This is a genomic window from Candidatus Thiothrix sulfatifontis, from assembly GCA_022828425.1.
GTDB lineage: Bacteria > Pseudomonadota > Gammaproteobacteria > Thiotrichales > Thiotrichaceae > Thiothrix > Thiothrix sulfatifontis.
The window spans coordinates 581,442-602,735 of sequence record CP094685.1 but is presented as its reverse complement, the minus strand read 5'-3'; the positions used below and the strand labels follow the sequence as shown (position 1 = coordinate 602,735).

General features: G+C 52.9%; 22 protein-coding genes. 10 read left to right on the top strand and 12 right to left on the bottom strand.

Annotated elements, in window-relative coordinates:
- The first annotated feature begins 228 nt into the window (after positions 1 to 228).
- Positions 229 to 669 carry a transcriptional repressor gene (locus L3K52_03090; GenBank protein UOG92723.1) on the top strand — a complete coding sequence of 147 codons (441 nt, stop codon included), beginning with the start codon at positions 229 to 231 and terminating at the stop codon, positions 667 to 669.
- On the opposite strand, the gene L3K52_03085 is transcribed toward L3K52_03090, so the two are convergent.
- Positions 664 to 1,464: a sulfite exporter TauE/SafE family protein gene (locus tag L3K52_03085; GenBank protein ID UOG92722.1), complete on the bottom strand. Its 801-nt coding sequence runs from the start codon at positions 1,462 to 1,464 to the stop codon at positions 664 to 666. The genes L3K52_03090 and L3K52_03085 overlap by 6 nt on opposite strands.
- 112 nt (positions 1,465 to 1,576) lie before the next feature.
- Between L3K52_03085 and L3K52_03080 the strand changes: the two genes are divergently transcribed.
- Positions 1,577 to 2,176: a CAP domain-containing protein gene (locus tag L3K52_03080; protein ID UOG92721.1), complete on the top strand. Its 600-nt coding sequence runs from the start codon at positions 1,577 to 1,579 to the stop codon at positions 2,174 to 2,176.
- 58 nt (positions 2,177 to 2,234) lie between these two features.
- Complete coding sequence (gene hemF / locus L3K52_03075) at positions 2,235 to 3,152, top strand: oxygen-dependent coproporphyrinogen oxidase (GenBank protein ID UOG92720.1); 918 nt, start codon at positions 2,235 to 2,237, stop codon at positions 3,150 to 3,152.
- A gap of 4 nt (positions 3,153 to 3,156) precedes the next feature.
- Here hemF and L3K52_03070 read toward each other — a convergent pair whose 3' ends face one another.
- The 4 genes from L3K52_03070 to L3K52_03055 all read right to left on the bottom strand — a co-directional run bounded on the left by L3K52_03070 (position 3,157) and on the right by L3K52_03055 (position 6,050).
- Entirely contained in the window at positions 3,157 to 3,303 is a 147-nt protein-coding gene (locus L3K52_03070) for a hypothetical protein (protein UOG92719.1), read from the bottom strand.
- Between the two features lie 134 nt (positions 3,304 to 3,437).
- Positions 3,438 to 4,664, bottom strand: a complete 1,227-nt coding sequence (locus L3K52_03065; GenBank protein ID UOG92718.1) for a S8 family serine peptidase — start codon at positions 4,662 to 4,664, stop codon at positions 3,438 to 3,440.
- Between the two features lie 7 nt (positions 4,665 to 4,671).
- Entirely contained in the window at positions 4,672 to 5,418 is a 747-nt protein-coding gene (locus tag L3K52_03060) for a hypothetical protein (GenBank protein UOG92717.1), read from the bottom strand.
- A gap of 23 nt (positions 5,419 to 5,441) precedes the next feature.
- Positions 5,442 to 6,050 (bottom strand): sigma-70 family RNA polymerase sigma factor, encoded by a 609-nt coding sequence (locus tag L3K52_03055; protein ID UOG93960.1) that lies wholly within the window; start codon positions 6,048 to 6,050, stop codon positions 5,442 to 5,444.
- Positions 6,051 to 6,327: 277 nt separating this feature from the next.
- On the opposite strand from L3K52_03055, the gene L3K52_03050 reads away from it, so the two are divergent.
- Positions 6,328 to 7,338, top strand: a complete 1,011-nt coding sequence (locus L3K52_03050) for a class 1 fructose-bisphosphatase (protein ID UOG92716.1) — start codon at positions 6,328 to 6,330, stop codon at positions 7,336 to 7,338.
- 53 nt (positions 7,339 to 7,391) lie between these two features.
- On the opposite strand, the gene L3K52_03045 is transcribed toward L3K52_03050, so the two are convergent.
- From L3K52_03045 to purE, 6 genes are read right to left on the bottom strand one after another with little or no spacing between them, the layout of a single operon-like run.
- Complete coding sequence (locus L3K52_03045; GenBank protein UOG92715.1) at positions 7,392 to 7,991, bottom strand: methyltransferase; 600 nt, start codon at positions 7,989 to 7,991, stop codon at positions 7,392 to 7,394.
- Positions 7,991 to 8,368, bottom strand: coding sequence for a SirB2 family protein (locus L3K52_03040; protein UOG92714.1), 378 nt, complete (start codon positions 8,366 to 8,368; stop codon positions 7,991 to 7,993). Before L3K52_03040 ends, L3K52_03045 begins: the two co-directional genes overlap by 1 nt.
- A 12-nt stretch (positions 8,369 to 8,380) precedes the next feature.
- Positions 8,381 to 9,508 (bottom strand): 5-(carboxyamino)imidazole ribonucleotide synthase, encoded by a 1,128-nt coding sequence (locus L3K52_03035; GenBank protein UOG92713.1) that lies wholly within the window; start codon positions 9,506 to 9,508, stop codon positions 8,381 to 8,383.
- Between the two features lie 52 nt (positions 9,509 to 9,560).
- Positions 9,561 to 10,805, bottom strand: a complete 1,245-nt coding sequence (locus tag L3K52_03030; protein ID UOG92712.1) for an ATP-binding protein — start codon at positions 10,803 to 10,805, stop codon at positions 9,561 to 9,563.
- A 54-nt stretch (positions 10,806 to 10,859) separates the two neighbouring features.
- The gene (locus tag L3K52_03025) at positions 10,860 to 13,169 is read right to left on the bottom strand and encodes an ATP-binding protein (protein ID UOG92711.1); all 2,310 of its coding nucleotides are present in this window, start codon (positions 13,167 to 13,169) and stop codon (positions 10,860 to 10,862) included.
- Between the two features lie 9 nt (positions 13,170 to 13,178).
- Positions 13,179 to 13,682, bottom strand: a complete 504-nt coding sequence (purE, locus tag L3K52_03020) for a 5-(carboxyamino)imidazole ribonucleotide mutase (GenBank protein UOG92710.1) — start codon at positions 13,680 to 13,682, stop codon at positions 13,179 to 13,181.
- A 77-nt stretch (positions 13,683 to 13,759) separates the two neighbouring features.
- Here purE and L3K52_03015 point away from each other — a divergent pair, with 77 nt between their 5' ends.
- The 6 genes from L3K52_03015 (at position 13,760) to L3K52_02990 (ending at position 18,867) form a co-directional block, all read left to right on the top strand.
- Positions 13,760 to 14,659, top strand: a complete 900-nt coding sequence (locus L3K52_03015) for a phosphoribosylaminoimidazolesuccinocarboxamide synthase (protein UOG92709.1) — start codon at positions 13,760 to 13,762, stop codon at positions 14,657 to 14,659.
- Between the two features lie 29 nt (positions 14,660 to 14,688).
- Positions 14,689 to 15,705 (top strand): NAD-dependent epimerase, encoded by a 1,017-nt coding sequence (locus L3K52_03010; protein UOG92708.1) that lies wholly within the window; start codon positions 14,689 to 14,691, stop codon positions 15,703 to 15,705.
- A gap of 34 nt (positions 15,706 to 15,739) precedes the next feature.
- Positions 15,740 to 16,723 carry a type II secretion system protein GspC gene (gspC, locus tag L3K52_03005; protein ID UOG92707.1) on the top strand — a complete coding sequence of 328 codons (984 nt, stop codon included), beginning with the start codon at positions 15,740 to 15,742 and terminating at the stop codon, positions 16,721 to 16,723.
- A gap of 81 nt (positions 16,724 to 16,804) precedes the next feature.
- On the top strand, positions 16,805 to 18,145 hold the full coding sequence (locus L3K52_03000; protein ID UOG92706.1) for an NAD(P)/FAD-dependent oxidoreductase: 1,341 nt from the start codon (positions 16,805 to 16,807) through the stop codon (positions 18,143 to 18,145).
- 93 nt (positions 18,146 to 18,238) lie between these two features.
- The gene (locus tag L3K52_02995; protein UOG92705.1) at positions 18,239 to 18,463 is read left to right on the top strand and encodes a hypothetical protein; all 225 of its coding nucleotides are present in this window, start codon (positions 18,239 to 18,241) and stop codon (positions 18,461 to 18,463) included.
- A complete protein-coding gene (locus tag L3K52_02990; GenBank protein ID UOG93959.1) occupies positions 18,463 to 18,867 on the top strand; it encodes a type II toxin-antitoxin system VapC family toxin in 405 nt (134 codons plus the stop codon). Before L3K52_02995 ends, L3K52_02990 begins: the two co-directional genes overlap by 1 nt.
- Here the strand turns inward: L3K52_02990 and L3K52_02985 are convergent.
- Entirely contained in the window at positions 18,864 to 20,912 is a 2,049-nt protein-coding gene (locus L3K52_02985) for a primosomal protein N' (GenBank protein UOG92704.1), read from the bottom strand. The genes L3K52_02990 and L3K52_02985 overlap by 4 nt on opposite strands.
- Positions 20,913 to 21,294: the final 382 nt, after the last annotated feature.

The window sequence follows — 21,294 nt, the reverse complement described above, 5'->3', positions numbered from 1 at the left end:
ATAATCCTTGCTTTTTTCTCCATTCAGGCTACATTAAGCATACGACCAACGGAATGAAAAAATAACACGGAAGTTATACCCATTTCTTCCTCTTAACGTGGTTGTTCAAGGACGGGCGAGATGATCAGCCCCCATATGTTTCGCTTGTAACGTGCCGGATCTTTAGCCCGGATCCGGCACTTCCTTGATTACTTAACTTTTGGCTGCGCTAAGGTTTATACTAAACCCATGAGCACATCCCCTTACGAACAAACTGCCCGTACCTTATTACAGCAAGCCAGTGGGCGTGTCACGCCTGCCAGAATCGGCGTGTTGGGCATACTGCTCGCCGCCACTGCCGCGCTCACGCATCAAGAAATCGAACACCTCGCCCAACAACAAGGTTTCAGTTTTGACCGTGTAACCCTGTACCGTGCGCTCGATTGGCTAGTCGAACACCACATGGCGCACAAAATTGCCGGAGCCGACCGTACCTGGCGCTACAATGCGCAAATGGGGATTCCCCACCAACACGCCCACTTCCATTGCAAACGTTGCGAGCACGTATTTTGCTTAGAAAATTTGCAACCCGCATGGCTGTTCGCGCTGCCCCCCGGCTATCAATTGGAAGAAGTCGACTTGAATCTGCAAGGCTGCTGCCCCGATTGCGCGGTTAATCGCGCGTCATAACACCGAATGCAACATCTTCGCACTCAGTAAAATCAGCAATACAGCGAACACCTTTTTCAACGCCGCTACCGGCAAGGTATGTGCCAAATTTGCCCCCAAACGTGTCGTGAAAAAACTCATCGATGCAATTAACAACACCGCAGGCCAATACACAAAGCCGATGGTGTAAGCGGGCAACCCCGTTTGCCCCCAACCATTGACGAGATAACCCAGCGTCCCCGCAATCGCAATTGGCAAGCCAATCCCGGCAGAAGTCGCAATCGCCTTGCGCACGTCAACATTGCACCACATCAGGTAAGGCACCGACAACGAACCGCCCCCAATCGCGACCAGCGCTGACACGCCACCAATCACCAAGCCCGCGACGGATAAACCCGCCATGCCCGGCAATTCCCGATGCGGTTTCGGTTTGATATTCAGCCACATTTGTACCGCGACATACGCCATAAACGCCGCGAAAAACCATGCCAAGCTAAGTGTTGACAACACCGTTGCTAAAAATGTTGCGGCAAACGTTCCCAGCAAAATCCCCGGCGTAATACGTTGCACCACCGCCCATTGCACCGCTTGTTTGGCATGGTGCGCCCGCATACTCGCCAACGCCGTGGGCACAATTGCCGCCATCGAAGTTGCCAGCGCCACGTGTACCACATGCTCAGTGGGAAAGCCTTGCGCCACCAATAACGCCGTCAGCACCGGCACCATAATGCCGCCGCCGCCAATGCCCAGCAGCCCTGCCGCAAAGCCCACCACTAAACCCAGTGCCAGAAAAGAAACCAATAAATACCATTCCAAGCTATAATCTCCCACGTAAACTCATGCATCCGGCTGACCAAGATGATGTTAGCGCCATTTTAGGGTGTGAGTCGAACACAACCCCTTTATCCCATCATGCGAGGACGGTAAAGTGCGCAATCTACTGGTCATCATTGGCATAACCCTGCTGAGCGCCTGTGGCGGCGGCGGTTCGTCGAACACTCTCCCAGCGACTCCCACAGCACCGTCTACCACGGTTCCCGTTTCGCCCGCCCCTGAGCCGAGCACCCTGAGTGGAATGTTGGAAACCCACAACCAAGCGCGCGCAGCAGTGGCGGTGATGCCGCTTACTTGGTCAAGTCAAATGACCAAGTACGCCCAAGAATGGGCAACTTACCTTGCCAATAACAACAATTGTGAGATGAAACACCGCGCGGTGGCAGGCAATGCCCCTTTAAATGTCGGCGAAAACCTGTTCTGGGGCAGTGCGGTGCGCTGGAGCGACGGACGTACCGACGTTCAAGCCATCACCCCCAGCCAAGTTGCAACGGCGTGGGCAGATGAAAAAGCTGACTATGATTATACCACTAACAGTTGTGCCCCCGGCAAAGCCTGCGGGCATTACACCCAGATGGTCTGGAATGCGACCACCGAAGTGGGCTGCGGCATGGCAATTTGCCCCGACAAAGGCCAGATTTGGGTATGCAACTATAACCCACCGGGTAATTACGTCGGGATAAAACCGTATTAGAGCCACGCACCATTTCCCGCTACAATAGGTGTTTTTCAAGCATTAAGGTACGAACACCATGTCGCAAGTGGATATTGCCGCCGTCAAAACCTACCTGCTGGCCTTGCAGGATGATATTTGTGCGCAATTAGCAGCCGAAGATGGCAATGTCACGTTTACTGAAGATGCGTGGGAGCGTCCCGAAGGCGGGGGCGGGCGTACCCGCGTGATTAGCAATGGTGCCGTATTTGAGCAAGGCGGGGTGAATTTTTCGCATGTGTTTGGCAATAAATTGCCGCCATCAGCAACCGCGCAACGCCCGGAATTAGCAGGGCGCAGTTTTCAGGCATTAGGCGTTTCGCTGGTGATTCATCCCAATAATCCGTTGGTGCCGACTTCACACGCGAATGTGCGCTTTTTTATTGCCGAAAAAGCAGGCGAAGACCCGGTATGGTGGTTTGGCGGCGGTTTCGACCTCACCCCGTATTACGGGTTTGCAGACGATTGCATCAGTTGGCACCGTGCCGCCAAAGTAGCGTGCGACCCATTCGGGGAAGATGTTTACGCGAGTTACAAGCAATGGTGCGACGACTATTTCTTCCTCAAGCACCGCAACGAGCCGCGCGGTATCGGCGGCCTGTTTTTCGATGATTTGAATGCCTGGGGTTTCGAGAAAACGTTCGCTTTCACACGCAGTGTCGGTGACACTTACATCAATGCTTATCGCCCGATTGTTAGCAAACGCAAAGGCTTGCTGTTTAACGATACCCAGCGCGATTTTCAACTTTACCGCCGAGGGCGCTATGTCGAATTCAACCTCGTTTATGACCGAGGCACATTGTTCGGTTTGCAATCGGGCGGACGCACCGAGTCCATTCTCATGTCATTGCCGCCATTGGTGAAATGGCGCTACGCTTGGCAGCCAGAACCGGGCAGCGAAGAAGCCCGTTTATACACTGACTTTCTGCGTCCGCGTGATTGGTTAGCAGAAGCTTAGCGAATCACCAGTTTTTTTCACCGGGCACTGGCTTGTGACCAGACAATTTGTAAAATTTCCAAGCCAGATAGCCCATAAAACCAAAAATAAAAGCGATGGTTAAGACAGACATTAGAATGATGCCTTCAAAACTGGTGAAAAAACTTGACATGGCGTTTGTTCCTTTGCGGTGAATTTATGGAATCATCGTAAAGGTAGCCTTGCGGTGAAGCGTTGAGCAAAATCAAATTCAACAGTGCTGAAAAAGCGAATTCTTGCTAAAAATCAAGTTTATAGCAATTTCCGCTATTGCACTGCCAGCGCCCGCTCAATATTGATCAGGCCATGACCATAATCCCGGTCAAGACTCGGCTGCCCTAAATCGGTGGCGGTGTGTTTGAGCGATTCGGGGTCGAAATGTGGGTTCAGCGACTTCAATAAAGCTATCGCGCCGGTCACATGCGCGGTTGCCAACGAAGTACCGCTCGACACTTGAAAGGAACTGTGCGGTGCAGTTGTCAAAATCCCCACGCCAGGCGCAGACAAATCAATGTAATCGCCACGATTAGCGCGATTAAATACCTGCTCATTTTTATCAACAGCCGTTACCGCAATCACTCCCGGCAAAGCCGCAGGGTAAGCAGGCGGCGCCCCCGGCCCGCCATTGCCCGCCGACGCCACCACCACAATGCCTTGTTGAATCGCTGCCGCGACCAATTTGTCGACCAGCGGATCAGCCTTGCCTGCAAAACTGAGATTGAGCACTTGCACCCCTTCACGCATCGCCCGCTCCAAGGCACGCGCCACCAAACTGGAATTGCTGCGGCGCTCGTCAGGGTTGGCGGGGTTAGCACTGAACGCACTGATTGCAATCAATTTAGTATCGGGCGCAATCCCAATCCGCGCATTCTGGCTAATAATGACACCCGCTACTTCCGTGCCGTGCAAACGATTGCGTTCGTCGCCTCGCGGAATCAACTCAATGCGGTCAATCGGCGAGCGGAACGAATCGTGGTTAATGTCAATCGGGGTATCAATCATCCCGACCACCACGCCACGCCCAGTGGTGCGTTGGCGCATCGCGTCTGCGCCGGTTATGCCCAAGGGATACTCGCCACTTAGCGTGCCGCTAGTACCGGCGGAAACATAAAAATTGCTAGTGGTTGCCTCCACTTCGGTTTCATTGGCTTTAATCGACTTGACCAAATCGTAAGGGTCTTGCCCGTTGGTCGCTGCCGTAATCATGGTGGTGCCAATAGAATCCAAGTTGTCACTGCGTTTTGCGCGTAATTTGTATTTTTTCAGCACGGCATCCGCGACCTCAGCGGGTTTTTGCTGGTCATAAGCGAGTAACATTTCATCTTTTTCGTAGTCTACGCGCCGAAATACCGGCGTTTCCACACAAATACTGCTGCTGAGATTGCAAGCGGGCGAATCGCTGGCTTTGCCAATCACTTTGTATTCCACGGGGCTGCAAGCACTAAGCAAACCCAGAGCTGCGATGAGGGTAAAAAGGCGTAATACGGCTGGCATGGTGATTTCAGTATTCTTGTCCGATAAAAGCAATGACGGCGTTATCCTGCTGCATTTGCTGTAAAATAACACTCGCTTGCGGGTCGGACGAGAGTACATCCTTCATTTCAATTTTGAAATAGCCCGTCTCGGTCGGACCATCAAGGATGCGGGCATTCCAATGCGATAAAAACTCGCGAACTTGTTGTATCCGCGCCTCCCCATTGAAATCGACCAACAAGACCATGCCTTTAATCACCGGCACGGTCGCAGCAGGGTCATCGGCCACGGTAGCACTCACATAAATACCTTCTGGCTGACTGCTGCTGGCATTAGCAAACCACCCTAAGAAACCTGCCTGGATCAACAACAATAAAGCAAACACTGCGTTGGCGGGCGTTAAACCCTGCCAATTTGGTAATAGCCTGCGCATCCATTGCTTGGCTTCGCGCAGCCGATCACGCGGTGGCGGGCGTGGGTGCACCGCTGTTGGCGATGGTGCTGCATTGATCTGCTCGTCACGTTCAATGCGCTTCATTAACTTCTCTAAACGCTGTTGCGTGGTGTCAACGGCTGATAATTCCAACAGCGCGGTATTGGCGCGAATCATGTCCACTAACTTGAGTTCACTGCGGTATTCGTCGGCTAACTCAGGGTGGGTTTCCAGCATCCGTTCAACCAGTTTACGCTCGGTTTCGGTTAATTTGCCGGTGATATACCAAGGCAATAACAGCCGTGCTTCTTCAACTGGATCGCCATGTGGGTATAAGCTCATATCACAATAGTCTCAAATGCCGTTTAAAAGTCGACGCCGACGATACCGGCTTTTTCCAGTAACTGCGCCAAGCGCTTACGCGCATAAAACATGCGAGTTTTGACGGTGTTTTCCGAAATATCCAACACAATCGCCACCTCCTTAACCGACTTATCCTCAAAATAAGTCAGGCGAATCACTTCACGGTGTTCTTCCGTCAACTGATCCATTAAACGCAGCAATTGCTGTTTCATGTCATCCAATGCCAATTCCTCGTGAGGGCCGGCGGCTGGGTCAATCATGGCATCGAGTATCGACTCATCTTCCAACGTCACTTCCGAGGTTTTGCGTAACCACGACACCATCTTGTTGCGAGCAATCGAATATATCCACGTCGATACTTTTGATCTGCCTGCAAAATTTTCCGCTGACCGCCAAACATCAAACATGGCCTCATCCACTAAATCAGCCGCCTGAGCAATGTCGTCACGCAAAACGCGCGAACAATATTTAACCAATCTGGGCTGGTATCTCAGGTATAACTGACTGAATGCCTGTTGGTCTCCGCGACCGATGCATTCCATCAGGGTTTCATCGCTAAGCTTGCTTATCAGTTCAGTTTGTTGCTTGCTGCCTTGTGGGTGGCCTTCCATCACTGTGTCGCTCTCGTTACCGTTTTGGTTCTAATCGATTTGGCGTATATGCCAAAAAAATAAAAAATAATTTTTTTCAACTGCTGTTGAACCACTAGCGCAATGGTAGCGACTCATCAGCAACACTACACACTCAACTAGTAATATTCAAAGTTATAATACTCCCTCGCAAGTCTGGCGGGTCTTCGGATCCGCCTTTTTTTATTTACAATCCATCCATCAGCATATCATAATCAATTTATACACGATTTTTTCTTTCTAACCTTGGAAGCTAGGCATGTATCAAATTGGCACCACACTGACACAATTTATCCTCGAAGAACAACGCAAACACGCAGGCGCAACCGGCGAATTCAGCCTAGTACTGAATGACGTTACCCTTGCTTGCAAAAAAATTGCAGCACTCACCAGCAAAGGCGATCTCATCGGCGTGCTAGGTTCTGCTGGCTCTGAAAACGTTCAGGGCGAAGAGCAGAAAAAAATGGACATTATCACCAATGACGTGATGATCGAAGCCCTTTCCCACGGTCACGCAGCGGGATTAGCCTCTGAGGAAATGGATGAGGTTTACCATCTGCCTAACCATGTGCCGCGTGGTCATTACTTGGTGACATTCGACCCTTTGGATGGCTCTTCTAATATGGACGTGAATGTATCGGTTGGTACGATTTTCTCCATCATCAAAGCCCCCGAAGGCGTGGAAAACCCGACCGCTGCCGATTTCATGCAGCCGGGCACCAAGCAAGTCGCGGCAGGTTATTGCCTGTATGGGCCTTCTGCCATTATGGTGTTGACCACGGGCAACGGCGTGAACATGTTCACCCTGGATAAGGATTGCGGTGAATTCTTGCTGACCCGTGAAGACGTAAAAATCCCGGTTGACACCAAAGAATTCGCGATCAATATGTCGAACCAACGTTTCTGGGAACCGCCGATGCAACGTTACATCAGCGAATGCTTACAAGGCGTCGAAGGCCCGCGCGGTAAAGACTTCAATATGCGTTGGGTAGCGTCAATGGTTGCCGAAATTCACCGCATTTTAACGCGCGGCGGCATTTTCATTTATCCCATGGATAGCAAAATGAAAGCCAGCGGCAAAACCGGCAAATTGCGTTTGTTGTACGAAGCCAACCCGATGGGCTTCATCGTTGAGCAAGCGGGCGGCATGGCAACCACGGCTTACGAACGCATCATGGAACTGCAACCGACTGACCTGCACCAGCGCGTGCCTGTCGTCATGGGTTCACGCAATGAGGTGGAATTGGTGACGAGTTACCATAACGCCTAAAGATTCCCCCCATCCCAACCCTTCCCCCGCAAGGGGTGAAGGGCTCTTCTGTTTTATGCGTTACTTATTTTTTCGGCATACGACACGGTGTACGACTGGCCTTGTTTGAGCTTGTCGAAATTGCCGAACACGTCCTTCAGGTTGCGCTTCATGTATTCGCGCAAGCCATTAATCGTCACGATATACACGCGCCCGCCCGGTTTGAGGTGATGTTTCATGTCGTGCAGCAAAATGCTCATCATTTCCTTGCCCACTTTCGCGGGCAGGTTGGATGCAATCACATCAAACCGCGCCTCTTTGTCGAGGTGCTGGAAACCGTTGCTGAGCATGGCGCGCGCATTCGTCAATTTATTCACGCCCGCATTGCGATTCGCGTATTCCACTGCCATGAAATCCTTATCCACCATCAAGGTTTGACCTTGCGGGGCAAGTTTCGCCATCACCAAACCCACCGGCCCATAGCCGCAGCCAAGGTCGAAGCAATCATCGGTCGGGTTGATTTTCAAGTATTTCAGCAGCAAATCCGTGCCGTCATCAATTTCACGTGGTGAAAAAATCCCCCACGTTGATAGGAAAGTAAACGGCTGCCCGCACAGTTCGGTTTCAAAACGGATGTCGTCGCGCAGGCTTTTAGTGTAAGGAATATCAGCCATTAGAGGATCGCCGGTGCAAGATTTTTCGCATACAAAAAGGTGTAAACAAATGCCGCCAAACCTGCTAACCACAGCATTACCGCACTGATTTTCCCCAAGCCCGGTTTCAGTGCAATCACGCCCAATACCACGTACACAATCAAACCCACCGCTTTGATAATGACAAAATTATCCACGCCGTGTGCGGTAGTGACGAATGCCAGCCACAGGCCGGTTCCCAACAAAATCAGCATCGACAATGACGCACTCGCTAAAGCCGTTTTGCCGTTGACAGCGGGGTTATTGGTCAACATCCATACCCCTCGGATGAGGTAAATGGCCACGGAAAGCAGCGCGATAATCGCGTGTACTTTCAGTATCAAAGTGTTCATATCCATGTGGTACGTTCCTTATTGCAATTGTTGAAAGATGTGTCCCGCTTCTGCCAGTGCATCGTCAAGCTGCGGCGCTAGTGTGCAGTAATGCCCCATTTTACGACCGGGGCGGGCTTCGTGTTTGCCGTACAAGTGTAGCTTGGTATGGGCACTTTGCAGCAAGGCTACCCATTCCGGTTGGGTGTCGTGCCACAAATCGCCGAGCATATTGACCATGACCACGGGGGACAGCAGGTCGGTTGCGCCGAAGGGTAGTTCACAGACCATGCGCACTTGCTGCTCGAATTGCGAGGTGATGCACGCATCAAGGGTGTAATGCCCGCTGTTGTGAGTGCGCGGTGCCATTTCATTGATGAGCAATTCGCCCTGGCGGGTGACGAAGAATTCCACTGCCATCACGCCAATGAAATCCAGCTTGTCCGCCATGCGGGTGGCGGCGGCTTGCGCGGCGGCAGCGAGGGCGGCATCAATGCGGGCGGGTACAATGCTTTGGTGCAGGATGCCGTCGCGGTGTTCGTTTTCTGCTACAGGAAAACAGCGCACTTCGCCGCCGACACTGCGGGCGAGGATGACCGAAATCTCGCGTTCCAATTCCACGCGCTGTTCCAGCACACACGCCACACCGTGCAATTGGGCAAACGCGGCTTGCGCTTCGGCAACCGAATGCACCGTGACTTGCCCTTTGCCGTCGTAACCTAGGCGGGCGGTTTTGAGGATGGCGGGGAATTGGATGCTGTTGGGTGCTGCGGCAATATCCGCCGCTGTGTGAATCGCCGCAAACGGCACAGGCTGCAAGCCGCACGCTCGCACGAATTCCTTTTCCACAATGCGGTCTTGTGCCATTTTCACCGCTTGGGCGGACGGGCGTACTGGGCAGAACTGCGCAAGGAATTCCAGCGTTTGCGCGGGAATATTCTCGAATTCAGTGGTGATCACATCGCAACGTTTACCGAAAGCCGTAAGCGCGGCTTCGTCATCGTAAGCGGCAATAATGTGGTCGTCAGAGAGTTGCGCGGCAGGGCTGTGAAAATCCGGTTCGAGGATAAGCACGCGGTAGCCGAGGGTGCGAGCGGCGACGGTAAACAGGCGTCCGAGTTGCCCGCCGCCGAGCATTCCGATGGTTGATCCGGGGAGTAGTGTCATAAGGTGTCGAGTAAGCTGGGGTTACGAAATAACAGATAAGGATACAGGAAATTCATGGTTTCTCCACTCCCCACCACAGCGACAACGGCACGGCAAAGAGCCGTTCACCAAACGGCACGACTTCGCGCCCACTATACAGCACGATGCCGCGTTGAAACAGCGTGGGTTCGGTTTCTTGCAAATGCCGCAAACCTTTGAAATCTTTGCTATCTATGGTGGCGCTGGCTTTGACTTCGATGCCCGTGAGTTTGCCTGCCCGGTTTTCCAACACGAAATCGACCTCTATATCGCTGATGGTGCGGTAATGCCATAACGACAAACGCTGGGCAGAAAATGTCAGGTGTTTGAGTAATTCACTGAGGACGAAGGTTTCGACTAGCCCGCCGAGTACATTGGGTTCATGCTCGATGCGCTCCAATGAGGTGTGGGTAAGGTGCGCCAGCAAGCCGCTATCCGGCAAAAAGATTTTCGGGGCTTTTACCATGCGTTTGCCGAAATTGCGTTCCCACGCGGGGAGGCGATACACCAAAAACAGTGTTTCCAGTAAAGTGAAGTAACGCTTGAGGGTGGATTGTGCCAAGCCGCTGGTGCGGGCAAGTTCGGCAAAATTCAGCAGTTTGGCACTGCGCGTTGCCAGCAATTGCAGCAAGTGCGGGATTTCGCTGAGTTGCTCGACGCGGGCTAACTCACGCACATCACGGTACAAAATCGCTTGTAGGTAATTGTCGAACCATGCCGCTCGCCGCCGGATTTGCGTGCGCCCCACGGCTTCGGGGAAACCGCCCGCCAGCAAGCGTTCCAGCAGCACGGTGCGTTCACACGGGGCAATCGTCACGCTATCCAGTGCGCCATCGAACAGCCAATCTGCCCAGTTAAAGGTGGAGGAATGCGTGATTTCAGCGCTGGAGAGCGGTAATAACGACAGCACTTCCATGCGTCCTGCCAATGAATCCGCCAGCGTTGGCAATAACATGACATTCGCTGAACCCGTTAGCAGAAAGCGTCCCGCTTGACGGTCGCGATCAACCGCTGCTTTGATGGCAAGGAATAAAGCGGGGGCGCGTTGCACTTCATCCAATGCCACTTTACCTTGCAGACCTGCGATAAAACCGGCTGGATCACTCTGTGCCGCTGCTAACACGGCATGATCATCCAGCGTCAGGTAGCGGCGCTGCTGCGTTTTTGCCAGCGTTTGCGCCAAAGTGCTTTTGCCCGTTTGGCGTGCGCCATTGAGCAATACCACGGGGGTATCGGTGAGCGCTTCGTGCAGCAGTGGGGTGATGTGGCGTGTATACATAACCGTGAGTATAGCTCAGGAAAATCAGCCAGTGAATGGTTGATTTTCAGCGCATCAACGCAACCACCGCTGCATAATGGTTTGTAAATCCTTCATCTCGAACGGCTTCACCAGAAAATCATTCATCCCCGCTGCAAGACAGCGCTCGCGTTCCCCCGCCAAGGCGTGTGCTGTCAGCGCAATAATCGGCAATTCTGCCGATGACTTAAAGCAACGAATTCGCCGGGTTGTTTCGTAACCATCCATCCCCGGCATACTCACATCCATGAGCACCAGCGCGAACGTTTGCTGTTGCACCTGTGCAATTGCGTGTTGCCCGCTACCCACTACGGTGACTGTTAATGACAACGTATTCAGCAATTTGGGCAGAAAAAATTGATTCAGTTCATCATCATCCACCAGCAAAACGTGGGCAGGCACCTCAGGTTTGGGAGTATCCGACAGCAGCGATGTAGGGGCAGCGACTGCCAAGGGAAACGTCAGGGTAAACTGGAAACAACTGCCCTTACCCAGCGTACTTTCCAGCAACAAGTTTCCACCCATTTGTGCTACCAAGCGCTGGCTGATGGCCAAGCCCATGCCACTACCGCCGTAACGACGCGCCGTGCCACGCTCCGCTTGGGAAAACGGCTGAAACAACTTGGCTTGCTGTTCTGGAGTCAAGCCAATGCCGGTATCGGTCACGCTAAAGCGCAAACTGATCGAATGCGTATCTGCGGGCGGCGTGTTCACCGGCTGGATTGCCAAGCGCACACTGCCGCGATGGGTAAACTTAATGGCATTGCCGACTAGATTAAATAACACCTGCTTCAAACGGGTGGGGTCGCCTTGCAACTGCGTGGGGAAATCCAGTGACTGCGGCACGCTTAAGTGAAGCTGTTGCGCCCGTGCTGGTTCGGCAAACAAGGTGTGTAGCTCATCCAGGATCTTTGCAAGGTCAAACGGAATCTGTTCCAGCACTAGCTGGCGTTGTTCAATTTGGGATAAATCCAAGACATTGTTCAGCAACGCCAGCATGTGTTTGGCAGCAATTTCCAGTTTCTCCACATAACCTTGCTGAGGTGGGGTCAGCGCCGTCTGGCGCAACAACACCCCCGTCCCCACAACCGCATTCATGGGGGTACGCAATTCGTGGCTCATGGTGATCAAAAACTCACTTTTCGCCTGATTCGCGGCTTGGGCACTCGCCGTTTGTTCACGCAAAACCCGCGTCTGATCCGCTTGCGCCAACGACAATAACAAGGAAAACAACGCAATCCCCGTCAGCGCCAGCAAAATATCTTCCGATAAACGCGGCATAATCGCCAAATCCGCCAAAATCGTCGGCAATAAACCCAGCAGCAAAATGACAAACGCGCCGATCAATTTACCCGCTACCGGCTGTTTTACCCGGAATGCCTGCCAAAACACCAATACCACTAAGCACGTTGCCCCCAGTGCTACACCACTCATTAAGAAGGAACGGTAGGGCAACCAAGCACTATTCAGCGCAATGACCAAAGCCACCCAGAAGAAGCCCCGCAGCACCTTATCCAGCGTCTGTAACGGGTAAGTCGGCACGATATGCCGAAAAAAGGCGACAAATCCCACCACCGCCAAATGCCCGAAGACATTGTGAAACTGCGGATATTGCGACCAGCTTCCCGCGTATTGCTCAAAAATCCCCGTGTGGCGGTTCAATTCAAACAGCGTCGCTAAAATGAACAGGCTTAACCAAGCGTAACTGCTATCCCGCAGGCTGGTAAACAACAGCAAGTTGTACAGCCCCAACGCCAATAATCCCCCCGTGATAATGGCTTCCACCACGAGCACAGGCAGATTGATCCGAGCCTCTGCGTTTACCAAGCGGAAATCGACCGGCATAAAATCATTCACACGGGGCAAATAAACATACAACGCTTGCACGCCTTGCGCGGGTAAGGCGAGCTGATAAGTGTGATGGTGAAAATACGGCGTATGCGGCAACATTACTGGCGTATTGCCAGACGCTGAATCATTGGGGGTTAGGTAAAGCTGCGTCTGTGGAACCGCAATTCCCCAACACTGCACGTAACCTTGCCAAGCAGCACCCGTTTGATTATCAATCAGTATCCTGAGCCAATAAGGGTGGTCGCGCCGGTCTGCTAAGAATGCCATCTGCCCAGTGTTGCGAAATTGCGCTGCATACGTGGGCGCGATCACGTCATTCACGCCCAGTGTTCCGGTGGGGTCAGGTAAAAAATCCAGAGAATGGTCAATCACTAGCGGGGCATGGCGCAATACGTGAGAACGTTCTACCGCCCAGCCATTCACTGGCGCGAACAAGCACCCCAGACTCAGCAGCAACACGAGTCGAATGCTGACACCCCATCCCCCATGCCACATGGTTAAGGATTACGTCGGGGGTAACGCCATATTCATGGCACACTGGCGTTGTTCTTCACGGAATTGCGCCAACTTTTCCGCCAGCACTGGGTCGTTATTCGCCAGCATCGCTACCGCAAACAACGCCGCATTCGCCGCACCCGCTTCGCCAATCGCAAACGTGGCCACGGGGACACCTTTGGGCATTTGCACAATCGAATACAGCGAATCAATGCCGTTCAAGGCACGACTGGTGACGGGCACGCCTAAAATCGGCAAGGTGGTTTTTGCCGCTAACATGCCGGGCAAGTGCGCAGCCCCTCCAGCACCCGCGATAATGCATTTCAAACCGCGTGCGCGGGCGGTTTCCGCGTATTCAAACAGCAAATCGGGTGTGCGATGGGCGGAAACGACGCGGTATTCATGCGCAATACCGAATTTTTCCAGTTGTTCAACGGCTTTGGACATCACGTTCCAATCGCTGTTGCTACCCATGACAACCCCTACCACTACCGCCGAATTGGGTTGAGTCATGAAGCTCCCCTTATTTCTCTGCAAAATCTGATATTATAACGTGATGTACCTTTTACGCACTAACTAACCGCAAGCGAATGAATACAAACAGTCACCCAAGCAGCGTTCTTGAGACGCACATCACCTCCCTGCCGTTGATTGCACGGGGCAAAGTCCGCGATATTTACGCCGTCGATGACCAGCACATGCTGATCGTGACCACGGATCGTTTATCGGCATTCGATGTGATCATGCCGACGCCTATTCCACAGAAGGGCGTTATCCTCACCCAAGTGGCGAATTTCTGGTTTGGCTTGCTGCATGACGTGATCCCGAATCACTTGAGCGACAAAACATTGGATGATCTGCCGCTGACCGCCGATGAAAAAGCGCAATTGCAGGGGCGCAGCATTATTGTGAAACGCCTCAAGCCCTTGCCGGTGGAAGCGATTGTGCGCGGTTACTTGATCGGTTCGGGCTGGAAGGATTACCAGCAAACCGGCGCGGTGTGCGGTATCGAATTGCCCGCTGGTTTGCAAATGGCAGACCGTTTGCCTGAACCGATTTTCACGCCCTCCAGCAAAGCCGACGTGGGCGATCACGACATCAATATCAGCTTTGCCGACATGCAAACCCGCATTGGCGCAGACCTTGCTGAGCAAGTGCGCAGCGTGAGTTTGGAATTGTATCGCCAAGCGGCGGAATACGCGCTCAAACGCGGTATTATTATCGCTGACACCAAGTTCGAGTTCGGGTTGGATGCGGAGGGTAAGCTGGTGTTGATCGACGAAATCCTCACGCCGGATTCTTCGCGTTTCTGGCCTGCTGATCAGTACGAACCCGGCATTAGTCCGCCATCGTTTGACAAACAATTCGTGCGGGATTATTTAGAAACGCTGGATTGGGGCAAAGTCGCGCCGGGGCCGGAGTTGCCTGCGGAGATTATGGAAAAAACCGCAGCTAAGTACCACGAAGTTGCCGACTTACTCACGAAATAACCAAAAAATTAATAACACAGGAATAAGCCATGCGCGTATTGATCACAGGGGTTGCGGGATTCATCGGGATGCACCTCGCGTTGCAATTGCTGCAACGCGGTGATGAAGTTGTCGGTATCGACAATTTCAACGATTACTACGATGTGACCTTGAAAGAACGCCGTTTGCAACGGGTGATCGAGGCGGATGCGGCAGGCAAATTCAAGTTCATTCGCTTGGATTTAGCTGATCGTGCGGGGATGGCAAAGCTGTTTGCGGAAGAAGGTTTGGATGCGGTGGTGAACCTTGCGGCGCAAGCGGGGGTGCGTTATTCCATCGATAATCCGCTGGCTTACATTGACAGCAATCTGGTGGGGTTTGGGCATATTTTGGAAGGTTGCCGTCATAATGGCGTGAAGCATTTGGTGTATGCGTCGTCCAGTTCGGTGTACGGCGCGAATGAATCCATGCCGTTTTCGGTGCATGACAATGTGGATCACCCGCTGTCGCTCTACGCGGCTTCCAAGAAAGCCAATGAGTTGATGGCGCATACGTATTCGCATTTGTACAACTTGCCGACCACGGGTTTGCGCTTTTTCACGGTGTATGGCCCGTGGAGTCGCCCCGATATGGCGATGTTCAAATTCACCAAGGCGATTTTGGCAGGTAAGCCGATTGATGTGTTCAACTACGGCAAGCATCGCCGCGATTTCACCTACATCGACGACATTGTGGAAGGTGTGATTCGCACGTTGGATCATACCGCGACAGGCAACCCCGATTGGAGCGGGATGCAGCCAGACCCCGGCACAAGCAAATCCCCTTGGCGCGTTTACAATATCGGCAATCAGAATCCGGTGGAATTGATGGACTATATTCGTGCCATTGAAGAGGCATTGGGGATGAAGGCGGAGCTGAATTTGCTGCCATTACAACCGGGCGATGTGCCGGATACTTACGCGGATGTGGGTGCGCTGGTGCAAGATGTGGGCTATCGTCCCAGTATGTCGGTTGACGAAGGTACACGCCGCTTTGTGCAGTGGTACCGCGATTATTATCAGGTTTGAGGCATTAACTGCCATTAACGAATGAGGCTTTCCCATGCAAGGTACGCAACGTGCGCGTTTCGTTGAGCAACTGCTAAGCCGCGCCCCGGACTACGCCAGTTTTGTGCTGGTGATTCTGGCGGGCTTTTTGCTGGCACGCTTGGCGTGGATGCTATTTCCCACCGAGCCACCGCCACTGCTTACTGCCAGCGGTGCGGGCGTGGTCAATAGTGCCGCGTCAACACAACCAAATCTCGGCGATACTTTAGCGGGCTATCATTTGTTTGGCGTCTATCAAGCAGATACCAGCAAACCCGCGCCAAGTAATATTCAAAACACCCAATTGGCACTCAAACTTCAGGGGGTTTATGCCCCGCCAAATAACAGCGGTTATGCGGTAATCGAGGAAAATGCGCAGCAGAAAGCTTACGCAGCGGGCGAAACCATTGGAAGTTCTGGCGCAGTATTGGAGCAAATTTTAGCGGATCATGTGCTATTGCGGCGCAATGGGTTGCTGGAAAAACTGGCACTTCCCAAACCGGAACTCAGCGGTGGTGGCAATACCGCTGCGGGGTTGGTGGACAATGCCCCCATGGACATGCCCACTACCGACTTTACCCAGCCGCCACCGGACATTATGCCGCCGGAAGTGTTCATTCCCAGCGAAGGTGCAGTGCCACCGCCGCAAGCAGAAGAGCCTCCCCCCATGGAACCGGCAGCAGAACCCCAAGCTAATTTGGGGGAATTTCGTCAGTCGGTGATGAACAATAATACGCGCTTGTTAGAGGTTGCCAGCCCCCAGCCTTACGAACGTGATGGCAAATTTCTGGGGTTTCAATTAAGTCCGGGTAGCAATGTGGCAATGTTCAACCAATTGGGGCTGCAACCGGGCGACATTGTGACCGCCGTGAACGGCACCGTGCTGGAAAATCCGGGGATTGCGATGCGCGTGCTTCAAGAAGCAGCGACGGCTAACCAAGTGAACCTCAATATTACCCGCAATGGGCAAGAAGTCTCCTTGCCGATTAATTTCCAGTAACCCTCTATCCCCCCAACTTTTTGCCAATCCGTTTTCGCTGCGTTATGCTGCACTGCAATATCCTTAACGGTGAGAACGATTATGCAAACTCATATTCCTGACGGGCAGGGGATGCACCGCATTGTGATTGTCGGCGGCGGCGCGGGCGGGCTGGAGCTGGCGACTTTGCTGGGTGATAGCCTCGGTAAAAAGCAGCTTGCTCACATTACCCTGATCGACAAAAACCGCACGCACATCTGGAAGCCGATGCTGCACGAAATTGCCTCCGGTAGCATGGATTACAGCCTGCACGAAATCGACTACCTCGCTCAAGCGCACTGGCACCATTTCCGCTACCGCATCGGCGCCATGACTGGCATTGATCGCCAGCAACAACGGGTGCATGTTGCCTCCCACCAAGATGAAGATGGCAAACCCGTTACCCAAGAGCGCAGTTTCCCTTACGACACGTTGGTGATTGCGGTTGGCAGCCGTACCAACGACTTCAAAATTCCGGGCGTGGCGGAACACGCAATTCAATTGGATACCCCTGAACAGGCGCAACGTTTCCACCGTAAGCTGGTAAATGCTTGCATTCGCGCTCATGCCCAACCCGAACCCTTATTCCCGAATCAGTTGCAAGTCGCGATTATCGGCGCAGGCGCTACCGGCGTGGAACTCTCGGCTGAATTGTACCGCAGCATTCGCACCTTGGTGTCGTATGGCTTGGAACGCATCGAAGCCGATCAAGACGTTACCCTCACCCTGATCGAAGCCGCCCCGCGCATTTTGCCGGTATTGCCCGAACGCATTGCCAGTGAAGCGACCCGCATCTTGGAAAAGCTGGATGTGAAAATCCGCACCAATGCTCGCGTCTCCGGCGTAACCCCGTTTGGGGTGCAATTGGCAACGGGTGAGTTTTTGCCTGCCGAATTGGTGGTGTGGGCGGCGGGAATTCGCGCTCCAGCGTGTTTACAAGACCTAGATGGCTTGGAAAGCAATGGCATCAACCAATTGCTCGTCAAACCGACCTTGCAAACGACGCGCGACGATAATGTGTTTGCGTTCGGCGATTGTGCCGCTGCACCTTGGTTGGACGCAGCCGCCGAAACCATGATTCCACCTCGCGCCCAAGCCGCGCATCAGCAAGCGGTACACCTTGCTAAACAATTGCGGCAACGCATAAACGGCAAACCGCTGGCCGACTTCCACTACCAGGATTTCGGTTCATTGGTGTCATTGGGTGAAAACTGGGCGGTTGGCGGCTTAATGGGCAATCTTGCCAAGGGAACCTTGTTCGTGGAAGGCTATATTGCGCGTTTTATGTACAACATGCTCTACAAAAAGCACCAAGTGGGGTTACATGGCGTTTGGAAAGTCGCCCTGAATTCATTGTCAGCGCTGATTCACCGCAGTACCACGCCGCGCATTAAACTGCACTGAAATTAGCGCCAAAAAGTTAAAATGCCAACTGACAGTCAATCAAATTTGTGTAATAGTGGAAAACACATACACCACATATATTTGGAGGCATACATGCCGCAGCTCCACTGCTACGTCGCTGAAGAAGTCGCAATTCAGCTTCAACATAAAGCCGAACAGCTACACCTTTCCATCTCTAAGTATCTTGCGTTGCTGATTCAAAAAGACGTTGGTACACAATGGCCTGAAGGCTATTTTGACTTATTCGGCGCTTGGGAAGGCGACGCTTTGCAACGCCCAGAACAAGGCGAACACGAATTGCGCGAGATGTTGTTTTGATGTACTTGCTGGATACCAACACCTGCATTCAGTTCATGAATGGCACCTCGCAAGCAGTCAAACGCCACTTCCAGCAATGTTCACCCGGTGAAATTGCCGTATGCAGCGTTGTGAAAGCAGAATTGCTGTTTGGCGCACGCCATAGCCAGCGAGTCGAAGCCAATCTGCAAAAACTAACATTGTTTTTCGCACCGCTGGCAAGCCTGCCGTTTGATGATCGCTGTGCCGCAGAATATGCGCAAATTCGTGCTGACTTGACACGCCAAGGCAAACTGATCGGCCCGAATGACCTATTAATTGCAGCAATTGCCCGCACACATGATGCTGTGCTAGTAACGAATAACACCCATGAATTTGAGCGCGTTACAAACTTGCGGTTGACTGATTGGCAAGCTGCTATCTAGCTAAACTCAATCGGATCAATATCAATCGACCAGCGCACGCCCGAACGTCCCGGCAAACTGGCGGCGTGTTGCAGCAATTGGTGCAAAGCGTTGTGCAATGCGGCGCGTTGCTGACTGCCTAACAGCAATTGCGCCCGGTAACGGTTGGCGCGTTTTTCCAATGGTGCGGGAATTGGCCCCAAGCGCTGAATTCCCGCGCCATCCACCGCCAGCAAACGTTGACTAACGTGCTCCAAAAATTCCAAGGCTTTTTCCATGCTCACGGTGCTGCTGGCACGAATCAAGGCTTGGTAGCCGAAGGGCGGGAAATGCCAGCGTTTGCGATCTTCCAGCAATTGCCGTGCAAACGGGGTGTAGCCATGCCCGACCAGTTGGTGCAATAAAGGGTGATCTGGCTGGCTGGTTTGCAAAATTACCCGCCCCGGTTTGTCAGCACGCCCAGCACGCCCTGCGACTTGCACCAGCAATTGCCCCAAACGTTCCAGTGCGCGGTAATCGGTGCTGAGCAGCGATTGGTCAATGTCAATAATCACCACCAAGGTGAGATTGGGGAAATCGTGACCTTTTGCCAGCATTTGCGTGCCGACCAGAATCAGCGGGTCATTGCTGCGCACCGTGCTGAGTTTGTCTTCGAGCTGCCCTTTGCGGCTGGTGCTGTCGCGGTCAATGCGCACCACGAGGGCGTCGGGAAACGTGGTTTGCAGGGTGAGTTCCAGCCGTTCCGTGCCTTGGCCTTGGGTGGTGAGTTGGGGATTTTTGCACACTGGGCATTGCATTGGCGTGGTTTGTTCAGCGCCGCAATGGTGGCAAACCAAGCGGTTACGCCGTGCGTGCCAAGTCATTTTCACGCTGCAATGGTCGCAATTGGCGTGCCAGCCGCAGGAGGGGCAAAACAGGGTGGGTGCAAACCCGCGTCGATTCAGAAATACCATGATTTGTTCGCCCCGCGCTAAGGTCGCACGAATGGCTTGCAGGCTTTGCGGGGTTAAACCGGCTTGCAATTCAAACGGGCGCGTATCCTGAATTTGTAAATCGGGTTTGCGCGTCGTGCCGGGGCGACGTTCGAGGCGGGCGTAATGAAAGCGCGAGGTTTGGGCATTGTATAGCGCTTCCAATGACGGTGTGGCGGTTCCCATGACGATGGGAATATCCAGCATTTGCGCACGTTTAATCGCCAAATCACGGGCGTGATAGCGGAAGCCTTCCTGTTGCTTGAGGGAGGCATCGTGTTCTTCGTCAATCACGATCAGCGCGAGGTGGGGGGCAGGGGTGAAAATCGCCGAGCGCGTGCCGATAATGATTTGCGCCGCGCCGCTACGCGCTTGCAACCAAGCTTTGAGGCGTTCGCCATCACTTAAACCGGAATGCAAACACGCCATCGGGGTATCGCCAAAAAAATGGGCAAAACGTAACAGCAATTGTGGGGTCAAGCCGATTTCGGGAACGATGACCAGCACTTGTTTTCCCGCCGCAAACAGTGGCGCAATCAGGCGCAGGTAAATTTCGGTTTTGCCGCTGCCGGTAATGCCGTGTAATAAAATCGGGCGACGCGGGGTTTGTGCATTCCATTGCTGGATGTGGTGCAGGCATTGTTGTTGTTCATTCGTCAACTGTAAGCGTGCGGTGTTAGGTGAACTTGTTGCGTTAGGTGGCGGTGCTATCAACAGTTTTTGCAAACGGGCAGACAAGGGTTTCGGTTTGCGCAACGCGACCGGGAGAGCGGAAAAGATCACTTCGCCGACCGGGTGGTGATAATAACGTGCCGCCCATTGCAACAATTCCAGCAAGTGCGCGTCAGGCAGGGCGGTGTCATCCAGTATCGCCGCCACCGGCTTAACGGTAAAGGCGGCGTTGGCATCGTCAGCAGTGTCAGTTGCTGCTAAAGGCTCAGCACTGACGACCAAACCAACCGCTTGTTGCTTGCCAAACGGCACCAACACACGCGTGCCGACGGGCGGCGCAGCAGTAGCACTGTAGGCGTAACTCAGCAAGGTGCGCAGCGGGCGTGGCACTGCAATTTGGAGGATGTAGGCGGTTTGACTCATGGGCGCAAGTTTAGCGGAATTATGCAGAATGCGCGTTAGCGTTTGTGGCGCAGTCTGGTGCGAAGCTTGCGGAAGCCTTAACAACTGCTTGCTGCATAAGCGGAAATTGCGGTTATGCACAGAACCTGTGGATAACTCTGTGGAAGAACTGCGGACAGTTGCCGCTACGCCTTGTCAAATAAGCACTTATGCACTTTGAATAAAAATTAAACAATTTGATTTAATTAAGCCATTTCAACAACTTAAATTATTTTTTTACACCCGGTTGACAAGTCAAACGCAAATGTGAACGTAAGGTTATGATGTGGACAACTCTCCGAGCCGTCACGTGAAACTAAACACAGGCGAAACGCATCAAGCGTGGTTCAAAAATCCAGAAAAT

Excerpts from the sequence above, each read along its gene's own strand:
- L3K52_03060 (UOG92717.1), bottom strand. The coding sequence starts at position 5,418 with ATGAGCTTATACCCACATGGCGATCCAGTTGAAGAAGCACGGCTGTTA.
- L3K52_02990 (UOG93959.1), top strand. The coding sequence starts at position 18,463 with ATGTACTTGCTGGATACCAACACCTGCATTCAGTTCATGAATGGCACC.
- L3K52_03030 (UOG92712.1), bottom strand. The coding sequence starts at position 10,805 with ATGTATACACGCCACATCACCCCACTGCTGCACGAAGCGCTCACCGAT.
- L3K52_03040 (UOG92714.1), bottom strand. The coding sequence starts at position 8,368 with ATGGATATGAACACTTTGATACTGAAAGTACACGCGATTATCGCGCTG.
- L3K52_03000 (UOG92706.1), top strand. The coding sequence starts at position 16,805 with ATGCAAACTCATATTCCTGACGGGCAGGGGATGCACCGCATTGTGATT.
- L3K52_03015 (UOG92709.1), top strand. The coding sequence starts at position 13,760 with ATGAATACAAACAGTCACCCAAGCAGCGTTCTTGAGACGCACATCACC.
- L3K52_03045 (UOG92715.1), bottom strand. The coding sequence starts at position 7,991 with ATGGCTGATATTCCTTACACTAAAAGCCTGCGCGACGACATCCGTTTT.
- L3K52_03090 (UOG92723.1), top strand. The coding sequence starts at position 229 with ATGAGCACATCCCCTTACGAACAAACTGCCCGTACCTTATTACAGCAA.
- hemF (UOG92720.1), top strand. The coding sequence starts at position 2,235 with ATGTCGCAAGTGGATATTGCCGCCGTCAAAACCTACCTGCTGGCCTTG.
- L3K52_03010 (UOG92708.1), top strand. The coding sequence starts at position 14,689 with ATGCGCGTATTGATCACAGGGGTTGCGGGATTCATCGGGATGCACCTC.
- purE (UOG92710.1), bottom strand. The coding sequence starts at position 13,682 with ATGACTCAACCCAATTCGGCGGTAGTGGTAGGGGTTGTCATGGGTAGC.
- L3K52_03065 (UOG92718.1), bottom strand. The coding sequence starts at position 4,664 with ATGCCAGCCGTATTACGCCTTTTTACCCTCATCGCAGCTCTGGGTTTG.
- L3K52_03055 (UOG93960.1), bottom strand. The coding sequence starts at position 6,050 with ATGGAAGGCCACCCACAAGGCAGCAAGCAACAAACTGAACTGATAAGC.
- L3K52_03050 (UOG92716.1), top strand. The coding sequence starts at position 6,328 with ATGTATCAAATTGGCACCACACTGACACAATTTATCCTCGAAGAACAA.
- L3K52_03070 (UOG92719.1), bottom strand. The coding sequence starts at position 3,303 with ATGTCAAGTTTTTTCACCAGTTTTGAAGGCATCATTCTAATGTCTGTC.
- L3K52_03035 (UOG92713.1), bottom strand. The coding sequence starts at position 9,508 with ATGACACTACTCCCCGGATCAACCATCGGAATGCTCGGCGGCGGGCAA.
- L3K52_02995 (UOG92705.1), top strand. The coding sequence starts at position 18,239 with ATGCCGCAGCTCCACTGCTACGTCGCTGAAGAAGTCGCAATTCAGCTT.
- L3K52_02985 (UOG92704.1), bottom strand. The coding sequence starts at position 20,912 with ATGAGTCAAACCGCCTACATCCTCCAAATTGCAGTGCCACGCCCGCTG.
- gspC (UOG92707.1), top strand. The coding sequence starts at position 15,740 with ATGCAAGGTACGCAACGTGCGCGTTTCGTTGAGCAACTGCTAAGCCGC.
- L3K52_03025 (UOG92711.1), bottom strand. The coding sequence starts at position 13,169 with ATGTGGCATGGGGGATGGGGTGTCAGCATTCGACTCGTGTTGCTGCTG.